Consider the following 13,253-nt stretch of genomic DNA (forward strand, 5'->3'; position numbering starts at 1 on the left):
TTCGGCGGCCGTAATAACTTGATCACCGGTAACAAGATGCGCCGGTGCTTTGTTCGCCAGCCGTTCCGGCGGCGTAGCGATCGTTAATAGCCCTTAACTCACGCGCCAGGCTATCCAGTGACCAGCCATGGCGGGCCAGCACTTCAGGAGTGATCTCAATGTTGAGCTCAGGCTGCTCAAGCCCCCAAACCTGAATCTCTGGTATACCGCGCTGCTTGAGATTTCGCTCAATGTCGTACACCAATGGCCGCAAATCTTCCAGTACGCCATCGTAAGTCAGCATTAAGAAGATCACTGGCTCTGAAAAGCTGTATTCGCGCACGGTAGGCTCTTGACTTCCGGACGGCAGCACAACACTGTCTACTGCCTTACGCAAATCCGATACAGCCCGATCAAAATCTGCCCCGGCGCGAAAATAGACGTTGATCCCAGCACTGCCGTCGCGGCTGTTGGACGTAATCCGGTCCACCGCGTCCAGTTCCAAAATAGCTTTTTCCAGCGGCACGGTTACGCGGTCCAATACCGCTTCCGCTCCTGCAGCAGGCCAACTGACTATAACCCCCGCAGCACCTGGCGTAACATCCGGAAAAATCTGTGTATTGAGGCGCGACATCCCCAACACGCCGAGCAGTATGATGAACAACATCATCAGGTTAGCGGCGACACGGTGACGCGCAAAATATGACAGCAGCTTAGCCGGAGCAGCCGGCTGGCGATATTGTGTCGTATTAGAGTCAGAAGACGACATTGGCTTCGCCTCCCGGAACCGGCAATGTCTGAGTAACCTCAACCCGCATGCCTGGGATGATATTAGCTAAACGCGATACCAAAATCCTGCCATCAGCGGGTAGCCCATGTGCATCTACAAGCCACTGCTCTTCGCCGCTGCTGTCATTCACCCCTAACACGGTGACCACGACGGATGACAAACGCTGCTCTTCGTTGACAAGAAAAACACGATTTCCAGAATAAAGCGCCGATGTCGGAATCAGCATCGTGCCTTCAATGGCAGGCCAGTACACCTTGGCGCTGCGGGTTTCTCCCGGTGCCCATTGCGTGTGCGGCGGCAGAGAGAACCACGCGTAGCGCCCAACCTCTCCTTCAGCAATCGTATCTGAAGACTGCACAATGGGTCTCAATTCGCCGCCGATGGCAGCCTGCAGCGAGTCCGGCACCCCATTAGGCAAAATGACTCGCCACGCTAGGCTGTCGGGTGAATATAAAGAAACCAAGGGCTGACCAGCTTGAATGAGCTGCCCTTCTACCGCATTCACATGACCGACTCGAGCGGCAAAAGGTGCCTTAGGTGCCGCTCTGGCCAGAAGATCTTGCTGACGGGCCAAGGCAATGTTGAGTCTCGTGCGCTGCGCTTCAAGCGAAGCCAGTGATGCCGAGTGATTGTCTATGGCGAGCTGTCGTTGGCGCAACGCTTGCCGCGCCTGTGTAAGATTCATTCTCGCCTGCTCTACCGCTGCCTCGGTGGTTATCCCACGTTGCAACAACCCCATTTCACGGGCCAATACGGTTTCGGCCTGCGCCACAACATCAGCGTCATATTCAAGCATGTCTCTATCTGCGGCGTGCTGATTACGTGCCATAAGAATACTGGCATCGAAGTCTCGTAGGTCCGCTTCAATTTGCGCCAAATCCCAACGTGGCGACTGCGTATCGAGCTCTATCAGTGGGTCACCCGCAGCAACCCAACCACCCTCGTTAACCAATACCCGCTGTACATCTGCAGCAACTGGAGCGGTCAGCTCAACCCTCTGTCGGGCCACTACTCGGCCAGTCCATTCAGCGCGCGGCGCATGAGCACCCGACGATACGGGCAAAACAACGACCTGCAATAAGCGCTCAACCTCTTCTTCAGGCGCAACACCGTTGTTATTACCCACTAACAGCACGGTGACAATGATAGCGCTCAGCGGTAGCAACAAGGCTACGCCGATGCGTATGAGACGACGCTTCATGATGACTCCTTATCAATCAGTTATTAAATCTGTAAAGCGCATTGTCTGTGGCCGAACGGCCATATAGGCAGTGACAAATGTCTTCCATACAAGGTATTTACGTTTTAATGACGCAGCAACGCGCTACCATAGCCGCAATACTGGCTCATCTTGCGCCTGCAGTTGTTCACGTAACACCTGAATATGTTCACCCCAATAGCGCTCAGTGCCAAACCATGGGAAGTGCATAGGAAAGCTGGGGTCCTGCCAACGTCGTGCCAGCCAAGCGCGTAGTGCAGGCTGCGCAAAGCGCGTAAAGGCTCAATCAGTGCCAATTCGCTGAAATCAAAATCTCGGAACTGGCCATAGCCATCCATGATGGCGCCCAGACTACCGGTCTGTTGCTGCCGATCACCCGCCAGTAGCATCCATAAATCCTGTATCGCCGGGCCATTACGTGCATCGTCAAGATCAACAAAGTGCGCGGCTTCGTTGCGCCAAAGGATGTTGCCCGGGTGACAATCGCCGTGCAGACGCAACTTGCTGTAGTCCACGGCATTCATGCGCTCGCGTACCCGTTCCAACAGCGGACGAGCTACGGCTTCGTAGGATGCGCGCACAGCACTCGGAATCATCTCGCCGGAGAGCAAGAACTCAATACTTTCCTCGCCAAATGATGCTACCGTTAATTCAGGACGATGCTGGAAAGTTGTCTGTTCACCCACCGCATGCATGCGCCCCATTAAGCGACCTAAAACCTCTAGGTCGTCGTCATTTTCCAAGTCCGGCGCTCGTCCACCACGTCGTGGATACAAGGCGAACATAAAGCCTTCGTGCTCAAACAGCGTGTCGCCCTGTGCATTGCTCAAAGGCGCTACGACCGGAATATCGAGCGCCGACAATTCCAAGGAAAAGTTGTGCTCTTCGATAATTTGGTCTGCCGTCCAGCGTTGCGGACGGTAGAACTTGGCAATGACCGGCTCGCCATCCTCGATCCCAACTTGGTACACGCGGTTCTCATAGCTGTTTAGGGGAGCAATACGTGCGTCACTGAGAAACCCCTGCGACTCCACCGCATCCAACACGGTATCTGGTGTCAAACGGCCATAAGGGTGATGTTCGGACATAGGTCATCCATAATCTAGAGTAATGAGGGACGCAGACTAACGCAGGCAAATGTTTTTGTCTTTACTAGACGACGCTGTCGCTTGCTGATCAACGTCAAGACAACAGCACAGATAGGCGGATAAGGTGGCATAGTGACGCTCCGGTCACTATAGTACGAATAGATCATACGATGGTTCTCTTATTCGCCATCTGACCACCTCATGCATGCTTAGGGAGTTCATTATGACCAGTTACAGCACCGCCAGCCAAGATTGGCTCTGGGATGACAAGAAGGCACAACCCCATGTGCGCCACTGGCCTGCCATCACCAAGGGTACTGTGCATATTCATGATGTCACAGCGCTCGGTGCACTGAAGAAACTGACCGCTGCACAGCAAAATAAAGAGGCTTGGCTTAACCTTTATAGAGACACCGTTACCGCAGAGAAAATCGAGGTCGCCGTTGACACATTAGCGGACATGATTGATCACAACCGTGCCGATTGCCTAGGCGATGCTGTTAACGTAAAAGGCCACAGTGCTACCCTGTTTGCCCTGGCTCGCGGCGAGGTCCTGACGGAGGTCTCTCTGGCCGCTCGCTTGGCCATGCTGTCAAATGGTTTGGCGACCTTGGAACATCGGCCAGAGGGCAACGCGCGTGCCGAAGCACTGAGCCACTACACAATCGCAGATCTTCAGTTACTGGCAGCCCAAACTGACGGAATCAAAAAGAACCAGAAGAAAGCAGATTTGATCAAAGACATCGTTGCAGCCGACGATGTGGGCGAGCTTGAGCTACCACTCGGCGAGTTGGTTGGTGCTCCCCTCGCCAACGAGTGGCTAGAGCAGTTGGTGGCGCGCTATGTACAGGCCCTTCATGACGCCTTGGCTGATCCCGTCTATCCAACTGTGTTCAGAGAAGCCGTCTGGCGCCAAGCCAAGGCGCAAGCAAACGTCGATGCTCTGAAACGTGCACTTGAAGTTGAATACTGGGATGTGCTGGAAGAAGGTATTGAAGATACCCCGGTTGATCCGAGCGAACCAGAGCCAGAGTTTGTCGACCATACGCCAGACTGGCAACCGACTACGTCTACCAAGCGTAATGATACACCACTGGTGTGGATTGCCGTGGCCATCTTGTTTGTTGCTTGGTTGCTGATTAAATAACGGATGAGCTTAGCCGATCTTATTTACCTTCTTGAGTTTGTAGGGATCATGGCGTTCGCCATCTCCGGCATGCTGGAAGCACAGAATAGGGATATGGATCCCGTCGGGGTATTCGCCATCGCCTGTATTACGGCGTTTGGAGGCGGCACCCTGCGCGATGTCATACTGGATCATCAACCAGTTTACTGGATATCACATCAAGAATTTCCCATCATCATTTTGCTGCTGACCATTGCCTTCAGCTATGTCCCGCGCCTGCGTGCTATTCCCGCTCGCGCCATGATCCTTCCGGACGCCATAGGCCTGGGAATCTTTACCGTATTAGGGACACAATTGGCCTTGTCGATGGGGACACCGGCCTTCAGCGCTTGTCTACTCGGAGTTATTACGGGAACCTTTGGCGGACTGGCACGAGATATAATCTGTAACGAAGTGCCTTTCATATTCCGCAAAGAGCACCTGTACGCGTCCTGTGCGCTGGCAGGAGCGATGACCTTTTACGGCTTAACCTTTTTGGTTGAAGGCGACGCCATACCTATTCTGGTGGCATTAGCCGTAACGGTGGTCATGCGCTTGTTATCGGTTCACTTTGATTTACGATTACAGCGGCATTGAACTTTAAACGACACACCCAGCGGCATGGCCTGACGACCATGCCCATTGGAAATTGTACCCACCTAGATGCCCGGTGACATCCAATACCTCGCCAATAAAGTACAGTCCCTGATGAAGATTACTCTCCATGGTACGGGACGACACGTCTTCCGTACTGACACCACCCAAGGTAACTTCTGCAGTTCGGTAACCCTCGGTGCCGGCTGGTTGAAAACGATATGCATGTATCCGCTGTCCCAGCTCGAACACTTCTTCCTGGCGTAGATCGGCGATAGACTTGCGCTCACCCGACCAATCACTGACCAACCATGCCACAACTCGCTTGGGTAACTGCTCGCTTAACCAGCTCCGTAACAGCTGTCGACCCTGTGTTTGCCGTAACCGATGCCATTCATCGAGCAGATCATGGCCCGGCCACCAATCAATGGTCAAAGCCTCGCCTTCCTGCCAATAGTTAGTAATCTGCAATACTGCTGGGCCACTTAGGCCACGATGAGTAAACAACACATCGCCAAGCCAGCTACGCGACGCTACAGTGAGCTCCGCACGCAAGGATACACCGGGCAATTCAGTCCATGCGCCTTTATCCGCTGGTGCTGCGGTGTAAGGTACCAAGGAGGCACGATAAGGCACGAGAGAGTGGCCTAGACTGGCTGCAAATTTTTGTCCCCAATCAGTAGCCCCCATGGTAGGAATCGGAGGGCCCCCGGTAGCGACGACTACCGAGCTGGCCTGAAACCCCCCGGAGGAGGTTGTAACCCGCCACGTGCCATGTTCATACTTGGGGTACTGCGTGGAAGTCTTAAGTAGGATCTTGACCCCAGCCTCCTCTGCTTCACGCAACAACATCTCCAAAATATCTTTACTGCTGTGATCGCAAAATAACTGACCAAACTCCTTCTCGTGATAAGGAATGCCATGCGCAGCCACCAAAGAAATGAAATCCCATTGGGTGTAGCGACTCAGCGCTGACTTACAGAAGTGCGGGTTATTGGACAGGAAATTTTCTGGTTCGATTGTGAGATTCGTGAAATTACAGCGCCCACCGCCGGACATCAGAATCTTCTTACCAGGCTTATTGGCGTGGTCCACCACCACAACGGAACGTCCGCGCTGTGCAGCGGTGATCGCACACATTAGTCCTGCCGCTCCGGCACCGATGACCAATACGTCCACGTGTTGCACGGTTTTTCCTCTTTGAGTAAATGAGCGCTAGGGATGGCGGGTGTAAACACACCGCCCTACGGCGGGTCGTTCGTAGGGCGGGTATTAATACCCGCGTAGCGTGATCCGCCGTGCCCACAAAGCAAAAACCCCGAGCCATTGCTGACCCGGGGTTTGCCGTATTTAAGAGCTTGACGATGACCTACTCTCACATGGGGAGACCCCACACTACCATCGGCGATACCTCGTTTCACTGCTGAGTTCGGGATGGGATCAGGTGGTTCCAAGGCTCTATGATCGTCAAGCAAACTGGTCGAGTGGTGCCGGTGCGTCGTTACGCTACCCACACGCTCTCTGTTCGTTTGCCGTCACCGATAAGGTTTTAATTAATTTAATTAATTTAATTAATCCTTATCCGCAATCATGCGTTCTGAATATGCGATTAACACGTTTTTGATCACTCGATCTTTCAATCGCTCGATCTTTGCATGAATTCAATCATTCAAGCACCGGTCTTCGGTACTGCCTCGTACCGACCTTCTTGTATCTGTTTCTCAACACTGTGTAGGCCCAAACGCCTTAGGCGTTATATGGTCAAGCCTCACGGGCAATTAGTATTGGTTAGCTCAACGCCTTACAACGCTTACACACCCAACCTATCAACCTGGTAGTCTTCCAGGGCCCTTTAGGGACTTGCGTCCAGTGAGACCTCATCTTGAAGGGGGCTTCCCGCTTAGATGCTTTCAGCGGTTATCCTGTCCGAACTTAGCTACCCGGCAATGCCACTGGCGTGACAACCGGAACACCAGAGGTTCGTCCACTCCGGTCCTCTCGTACTAGGAGCAGCTCTTCTCAAGTCTCATACGTCCACGGCAGATAGGGACCGAACTGTCTCACGACGTTCTAAACCCAGCTCGCGTACCACTTTAAATGGCGAACAGCCATACCCTTGGGACCGGCTTCAGCCCCAGGATGTGATGAGCCGACATCGAGGTGCCAAACACCGCCGTCGATGTGAACTCTTGGGCGGTATCAGCCTGTTATCCCCGGAGTACCTTTTATCCGTTGAGCGATGGCCCTTCCATACAGAACCACCGGATCACTATGACCTACTTTCGTACCTGCTCGACTTGTCTGTCTCGCAGTCAAGCTGGCTTGTGCCATTACACTAACCGCATGATTTCCGACCATGCTTAGCCAACCTTCGTGCTCCTCCGTTACTCTTTGGGAGGAGACCGCCCCAGTCAAACTACCCACCACACACTGTCCTCGACGCTGTTACGCCTGAGTTAGAACCTCAAGATGACCAGGCTGGTATTTCAAGGTCGACTCCACGCAAACTGGCGTTCACGCTTCAAAGTCTCCCAGCTATCCTACACAAGTCATATCAAAGTCCAGTGTGAAGCTATAGTAAAGGTTCACGGGGTCTTTCCGTCTAGCCGCGGATACACTGCATCTTAACAGCGAGTTCAATTTCACTGAGTCTCGGGTGGAGACAGCGTGGCCATCGTTACGCCATTCGTGCAGGTCGGAACTTACCCGACAAGGAATTTCGCTACCTTAGGACCGTTATAGTTACGGCCGCCGTTTACCGGGGCTTCGATCAAGAGCTTCGCCGAAGCTAACCCCATCAATTAACCTTCCGGCACCGGGCAGGCGTCACACCCTATACGTCCTCTTTCGAGTTTGCAGAGTGCTGTGTTTTTAATAAACAGTCGCAGCCACCTGGTATCTTCGACCGCTTCAGGCTTAGGGAGCAAGTCCCATCACCCTAATGCGGCGTACCTTCTCCCGAAGTTACGGTACCATTTTGCCTAGTTCCTTCACCCGAGTTCTCTCAAGCGCCTTGGTATTCTCTACCTGACCACCTGTGTCGGTTTGGGGTACGGTCAATGTGTATCTGAAGCTTAGAGACTTTTCCTGGAAGCATGGCATCAACCACTTCGGACGCCGTAGCGTCACCGTCATCAGGTCTCAGCATTAAGATCCCGGATTTACCTAAGATCTCTGCCTACACCCTTAAACCTGGACAACCATCGCCAGGCTGGCCTAGCCTTCTCCGTCCTCCCATCGCAATACACATCGGTACAGGAATATTAACCTGTTTCCCATCGACTACGCTCTTCAGCCTCGCCTTAGGGACCGACTCACCCTGCTCCGATTAACGTTGAACAGGAACCCTTGGTCTTCCGGCGAACGGGTTTTTCACCCGTTTTGTCGTTACTCATGTCAGCATTCGCACTTCTGATACCTCCAGCATACCTCTCGATACACCTTCAACGGCTTACAGAACGCTCCCCTACCCAGCGTACAAAGTACGCTGCCGCAGCTTCGGTATCCAGTTTGAGCCCCGTTATATCTTCCGCGCAGGCCGACTCGACTAGTGAGCTATTACGCTTTCTTTAAAGGGTGGCTGCTTCTAAGCCAACCTCCTAGCTGTCTGAGCCTTCCCACATCGTTTCCCACTTAACTGGAATTTTGGGACCTTAGCTGGCGGTCTGGGTTGTTTCCCTTTCCACGACGGACGTTAGCACCCGCCGTGTGTCTCCCGGATAGTACTCACTGGTATTCGGAGTTTGCATCGGGTTGGTAAGTCGGGATGACCCCCTAGCCGAAACAGTGCTCTACCCCCAGTGGTATTCGTCCGAGGCGCTACCTAAATAGCTTTCGGGGAGAACCAGCTATCTCCGAGTTTGATTAGCCTTTCACTCCTATCCACAGGTCATCTCCTAACTTTTCAACGTGAGTGAGTTCGGTCCTCCAGTTGATGTTACTCAACCTTCAACCTGCCCATGGATAGATCACTCGGTTTCGGGTCTACACCCAGCAACTCATCGCCCTATTAAGACTCGATTTCTCTACGGCTCCCCTATTCGGTTAACCTCGCTACTGAATGTAAGTCGCTGACCCATTATACAAAAGGTACGCAGTCACCCTCCTAAGAAGGCTTCCACTGCTTGTACGTACAGGGTTTCAGGATCTATTTCACTCCCCTCACAGGGGTTCTTTTCGCCTTTCCCTCACGGTACTGGTTCACTATCGGTCAACTGGGAGTATTTAGCCTTGGAGGATGGTCCCCCCATGTTCAGTCAAGATATCACGTGTCCCGACCTACTCGTTTTCACTCAGTTTGGTTTTCGTGTACGGGGCTATCACCCACTATGGCGGTACTTTCCAGAACCTTCCACTAACGTCCACTGAGCTTAAGGGCTGTTCCCATTTCGCTCGCCGCTACTCTGGGAATCTCGTTTGATTTCTTTTCCTACGGGTACTTAGATGTTTCAGTTCCCCGCGTTCGCCTCTCCTAAGAGATACTGCACGAATGCAGTGGGTTTCCCCATTCAGACATACCGGGATCATAGGTCGTTTGCCACCTCCCCCAGTCTTTTCGCAGGCTACCACGTCTTTCATCGCCTCCAGTTGCCTAGGCATCCACCCTGTACGCTTAAATGCTTGACCATATAACCCTAAGGTTTCTAGTCTGTACACACCCTCCTCAGGGTATGCACGCACCTACACAATTGATCGCAATTGCTTGCAACAACATACAACAAGTGATGCTAGACGACGCTTACGCGTCTCTATCATCAACACACCGGCGCTTGAATCATTAAACTCATGCAATGTGTTATTCGCATATCCAAATTATTAAAGAACATCTGGCAATCAATTCAACCAGGCGCAAGGACTCTCTCATCTGCACTTGCCGACGAAAGCCTTTGGGTCTGATTCCTGAGTGAAGTTTTGGATCTGTGCGATAGGAAATGGTGGAGCTAAGCGGGATCGAACCGCTGACCTCCTGCGTGCAAGGCAGGCGCTCTCCCAGCTGAGCTATAGCCCCATTTCGTCTATTGCGTGGTTTTCTAACGAACTATCGACTTTTTGTGCTAGCTAGACGAGGCGGGAGGCCGTGTACAAGCGTACACAACGAGCGCTTCAACAATGCTTTAACAACGTCGCGTCTTTTGATCAGCACAAGGCAAAACATAAGGAAGCCTATTAACAATAGGCGACGCATGTTTTAACGCAGTACTGGTCAAAAGTGGTAGGACTAAGTGGACTTGAACCACCGACCTCACCCTTATCAGGGGTGCGCTCTAACCAGCTGAGCTATAGTCCTATAAACTATTTAGACTACTGGTCATTATTGACCAACAACCAAAATCGCTTCTAAGCCAGTAACCAATTCGGCCAGAGGGCTGGCCTCCTACGGCTTCGCTACTTCACTCAATCAAGTAATTCGTGTGAGCACTCATCGATGCGAGCGCTTGTCTGTCGTTTAAGGAGGTGATCCAGCCGCAGGTTCCCCTACGGCTACCTTGTTACGACTTCACCCCAGTCATTAACCACACCGTGGTAAGCGCTCCCCCGAAGGTTAAGCTACCTACTTCTGGTGCAATCAACTCCCATGGTGTGACGGGCGGTGTGTACAAGGCCCGGGAACGTATTCACCGTGACATGCTGATTCACGATTACTAGCGATTCCGACTTCACGCAGTCGAGTTGCAGACTGCGATCCGGACTACGAGACGCTTTGTCGGGTTGGCTTCACATCGCTGCTTCGCAACCGTCTGTACGCCCCATTGTAGCACGTGTGTAGCCCTACTCGTAAGGGCCATGATGACTTGACGTCGTCCCCGCCTTCCTCCGGTTTGTCACCGGCAGTCTCCTTAGAGTTCCCGGCATGACCCGCTGGCAAATAAGGATAAGGGTTGCGCTCGTTACGGGACTTAACCCAACATTTCACAACACGAGCTGACGACAGCCATGCAGCACCTGTCTCAGAGTTCCCGAAGGCACTAAAGCATCTCTGCTAAATTCTCTGGATTTCAAGAGTAGGTAAGGTTCTTCGCGTTGCGTCGAATTAAACCACATGCTCCACCGCTTGTGCGGGCCCCCGTCAATTCATTTGAGTTTTAACCTTGCGGCCGTACTCCCCAGGCGGTCAACTTAGTGCGTTAGCTGCGCCACTAAAGAGATTAAACTCCCCAACGGCTAGTTGACATCGTTTACGGCGTGGACTACCAGGGTATCTAATCCTGTTTGCTCCCCACGCTTTCGCACCTCAGCGTCAGTATTGGTCCAGTGGGCCGCCTTCGCCACCGGTATTCCTCCTGATCTCTACGCATTTCACCGCTACACCAGGAATTCTACCCACCTCTACCATACTCTAGCCTGCCAGTATAAGATGCAATTCCCAGGTTGAGCCCGGGGCTTTCACATCTCACTTAACAAACCGCCTACGCGCGCTTTACGCCCAGTAATTCCGATTAACGCTTGCACCCTCCGTATTACCGCGGCTGCTGGCACGGAGTTAGCCGGTGCTTCTTCTGTGGCTAACGTCAATGTATTGCGCTATTAACACAACACCCTTCCTCACCACTGAAAGTGCTTTACAACCCGAAGGCCTTCTTCACACACGCGGCATGGCTGGATCAGGGTTGCCCCCATTGTCCAATATTCCCCACTGCTGCCTCCCGTAGGAGTCTGGGCCGTGTCTCAGTCCCAGTGTGGCTGATCATCCTCTCAGACCAGCTAAGGATCGTCGCCTTGGTGAGCCTTTACCCCACCAACTAGCTAATCCTACGCAGACTCATCTGGTAGCGCGAGGTCCGAAGATCCCCCGCTTTCCTCCTAAGAGCACATTCGGTATTAATCCGGATTTCTCCGGGCTATCCCCAACTACCAGGCAGATTTCTACGCGTTACTCACCCGTCCGCCGCTCGTCACCCAAGAGCAAGCTCTCTGTGCTACCGCTCGACTTGCATGTGTTAGGCCTGCCGCCAGCGTTCAATCTGAGCCATGATCAAACTCTTCAGTTTTAAATCAGTTGGTCGTCATAAATGACAACCCAAACTTAGCTCAGCAATTAATCGGAATCCACCGTATATCCAGTAAACTGAACACATGTATGAATTCACAGTCACTTGCTGATATTTGTTAGACTCGCTAACTCACAACAACAAGTGCCCACACGAATTACTTGATTGATTACCTAAAATTTTAAAGAACATCTTGCCTTGGCAAGGAGCGCACATCTTAATGATCCTGCGCTCGGTGTCAACTCCTTTTTGACTTTTTTCTTCTTGTGAATCAGGCGCTTATCGCACCTCCTTCACTTTCCGATCCGCCATCTCCCTGACAGCGGAGGCGCATTATAGAGGCCTGAGATTGAGAGTCAACGATTTATTTAACGACTTTCAGCGAGGGCTTGCCTGCAGGCGAAGGTGGACCATCAGGATCACTACCGTCTTCGGGCACCACGACCTCAAACATCATGCCTTGCGCGTTCTCACGGGCGAACATCGCCGCAACTGCATAGCAAGGCACCGAAATGTAATGCACGACACCACCAAATGATGCGGCAAAGGATATTTCATCATTGCCCAGCGTCAGGTCTTGCACTGAACGCCCGGCAATATTAAGCGTGATTTTTCCGTCTTCAACGTAGTCGACCGGCACACGCACCCCAGGCAAATCAGTATGCACTACCATATAAGGAGTACACTGGTTATCTTCGATCCATTCGTACATCGCACGAATAAGATACGGTTTGTTGTCGGTCATACGTTGTTGATCAGTCACGCATTTCACTCTCTACTTCGGACAAACTCAACTCAAAAGATTCACGAGCAAAGACACGCTCCATGTATTTCTTGAGATTCTTGTCAGCCCGATCTTCAATGTCGATACCCAGATCCTGCAGCCGCCACAAAATAGGGGCAACGCAACAATCAACCAGAGTGAAGTCTTCGCTCATAAAATAAGGCTTCTCACCAAAGATGGGCGAAATACCGACAATACTTTCTGCCAACTTTTCACGCGCCTCAGTAACCGCTGCACGGTCCTTTCCGGCGACAATAATATCAACCAATGAGCACCAATCACGCTGAATCCGATACATATACAACCGGCTCTCACCGCGCGCCACTGGATAGACAGGCAATAACGGCGGATGAGGGAAACGCTCATCCAAGTATTCCATCATCACGTTCGGCTCGTACAACACTAGGTCGCGATCTACCAAAGTGGGCAATGTATTGTATGGGTTAATATCGGTGACATCCTGCGGCACATCATCTGGATCACTGTCTACTATGTCTACCGCCACACCCTTCTCAGCCAGTACTATGCGCACACGATGACTGTAATGCGACGCCGGATCCGAAAAAAACGTCATGGATGACCTTTTGGCCACTACGCCCATGGAATATCTCCTAACTAACGGGTGCTACCCAAAGTTTTTACACC

The 13,253-nt window shown here is 52.3% G+C and carries 8 protein-coding genes, 2 tRNA genes and 3 rRNA genes; 2 read left to right on the forward strand and 11 right to left on the reverse strand.

What is annotated here, in order from left to right:
* Positions 1-22: 22 nt before the first annotated feature.
* From NFC81_RS11700 to NFC81_RS11710, 3 genes are all read right to left on the reverse strand, one after another.
* Positions 23-748: an efflux RND transporter permease subunit gene (locus NFC81_RS11700; RefSeq protein ID WP_304994665.1), complete on the reverse strand. Its 726-nt coding sequence runs from the start codon at positions 746-748 to the stop codon at positions 23-25.
* Complete coding sequence (locus tag NFC81_RS11705; protein WP_304994666.1) at positions 735-1,970, reverse strand: biotin/lipoyl-binding protein; 1,236 nt, start codon at positions 1,968-1,970, stop codon at positions 735-737. Before NFC81_RS11705 ends, NFC81_RS11700 begins: the two co-directional genes overlap by 14 nt.
* A gap of 104 nt (positions 1,971-2,074) precedes the next feature.
* On the reverse strand, positions 2,075-3,076 hold the full coding sequence (locus NFC81_RS11710; RefSeq protein WP_370529863.1) for a serine/threonine protein kinase: 1,002 nt from the start codon (positions 3,074-3,076) through the stop codon (positions 2,075-2,077).
* 223 nt (positions 3,077-3,299) lie between these two features.
* On the opposite strand from NFC81_RS11710, the gene NFC81_RS11715 reads away from it, so the two are divergent.
* Both NFC81_RS11715 and NFC81_RS11720 read left to right on the forward strand, forming a co-directional pair.
* Entirely contained in the window at positions 3,300-4,223 is a 924-nt protein-coding gene (locus NFC81_RS11715; RefSeq protein ID WP_304994667.1) for a hypothetical protein, read from the forward strand.
* A gap of 3 nt (positions 4,224-4,226) precedes the next feature.
* Positions 4,227-4,838: a trimeric intracellular cation channel family protein gene (locus NFC81_RS11720; protein WP_304994668.1), complete on the forward strand. Its 612-nt coding sequence runs from the start codon at positions 4,227-4,229 to the stop codon at positions 4,836-4,838.
* Between the two features lie 3 nt (positions 4,839-4,841).
* Here the strand turns inward: NFC81_RS11720 and NFC81_RS11725 are convergent, their stop codons facing one another.
* The 8 genes from NFC81_RS11725 to NFC81_RS11760 form a co-directional block, all read right to left on the reverse strand.
* On the reverse strand, positions 4,842-6,023 hold the full coding sequence (locus NFC81_RS11725; RefSeq protein ID WP_304994669.1) for an NAD(P)/FAD-dependent oxidoreductase: 1,182 nt from the start codon (positions 6,021-6,023) through the stop codon (positions 4,842-4,844).
* Positions 6,024-6,191: 168 nt separating this feature from the next.
* Positions 6,192-6,307: ribosomal RNA gene (rrf, locus tag NFC81_RS11730) — 5S ribosomal RNA — on the reverse strand.
* Between the two features lie 285 nt (positions 6,308-6,592).
* A 23S ribosomal RNA gene (locus tag NFC81_RS11735) occupies positions 6,593-9,461 on the reverse strand.
* Positions 9,462-9,767: 306 nt separating this feature from the next.
* A tRNA-Ala gene (locus tag NFC81_RS11740) sits at positions 9,768-9,843 on the reverse strand.
* Between the two features lie 202 nt (positions 9,844-10,045).
* Positions 10,046-10,122, reverse strand: a tRNA-Ile gene (locus NFC81_RS11745).
* Positions 10,123-10,282: 160 nt separating this feature from the next.
* Positions 10,283-11,824 (reverse strand): 16S ribosomal RNA (locus tag NFC81_RS11750).
* Together the 16S, 23S and 5S rRNA genes with 2 tRNA genes alongside form the textbook arrangement of a ribosomal RNA operon.
* Before the next feature lie 364 nt (positions 11,825-12,188).
* Entirely contained in the window at positions 12,189-12,587 is a 399-nt protein-coding gene (locus NFC81_RS11755; protein ID WP_304994670.1) for a ClpXP protease specificity-enhancing factor, read from the reverse strand.
* Entirely contained in the window at positions 12,580-13,209 is a 630-nt protein-coding gene (locus NFC81_RS11760; RefSeq protein ID WP_304994671.1) for a glutathione S-transferase N-terminal domain-containing protein, read from the reverse strand. The genes NFC81_RS11755 and NFC81_RS11760 overlap by 8 nt, the downstream gene beginning before the upstream one ends.
* Positions 13,210-13,253: the final 44 nt, after the last annotated feature.

Origin of the sequence: Salinispirillum sp. LH 10-3-1, assembly GCF_030643825.1 — a bacterium.
In the GTDB taxonomy this organism is placed as follows: Bacteria; Pseudomonadota; Gammaproteobacteria; order Pseudomonadales; family Natronospirillaceae; genus Salinispirillum.

Bases quoted from the DNA above. Each gene is read 5' to 3' on its own strand.
- NFC81_RS11700 (WP_304994665.1), bottom strand. From the start codon at position 748: ATGTCGTCTTCTGACTCTAATACGACACAATATCGCCAGCCGGCTGCT.
- NFC81_RS11705 (WP_304994666.1), bottom strand. From the start codon at position 1,970: ATGAAGCGTCGTCTCATACGCATCGGCGTAGCCTTGTTGCTACCGCTG.
- NFC81_RS11710 (WP_370529863.1), bottom strand. From the start codon at position 3,076: ATGTCCGAACATCACCCTTATGGCCGTTTGACACCAGATACCGTGTTG.
- NFC81_RS11715 (WP_304994667.1), top strand. From the start codon at position 3,300: ATGACCAGTTACAGCACCGCCAGCCAAGATTGGCTCTGGGATGACAAG.
- NFC81_RS11720 (WP_304994668.1), top strand. From the start codon at position 4,227: ATGAGCTTAGCCGATCTTATTTACCTTCTTGAGTTTGTAGGGATCATG.
- NFC81_RS11760 (WP_304994671.1), bottom strand. From the start codon at position 13,209: ATGGGCGTAGTGGCCAAAAGGTCATCCATGACGTTTTTTTCGGATCCG.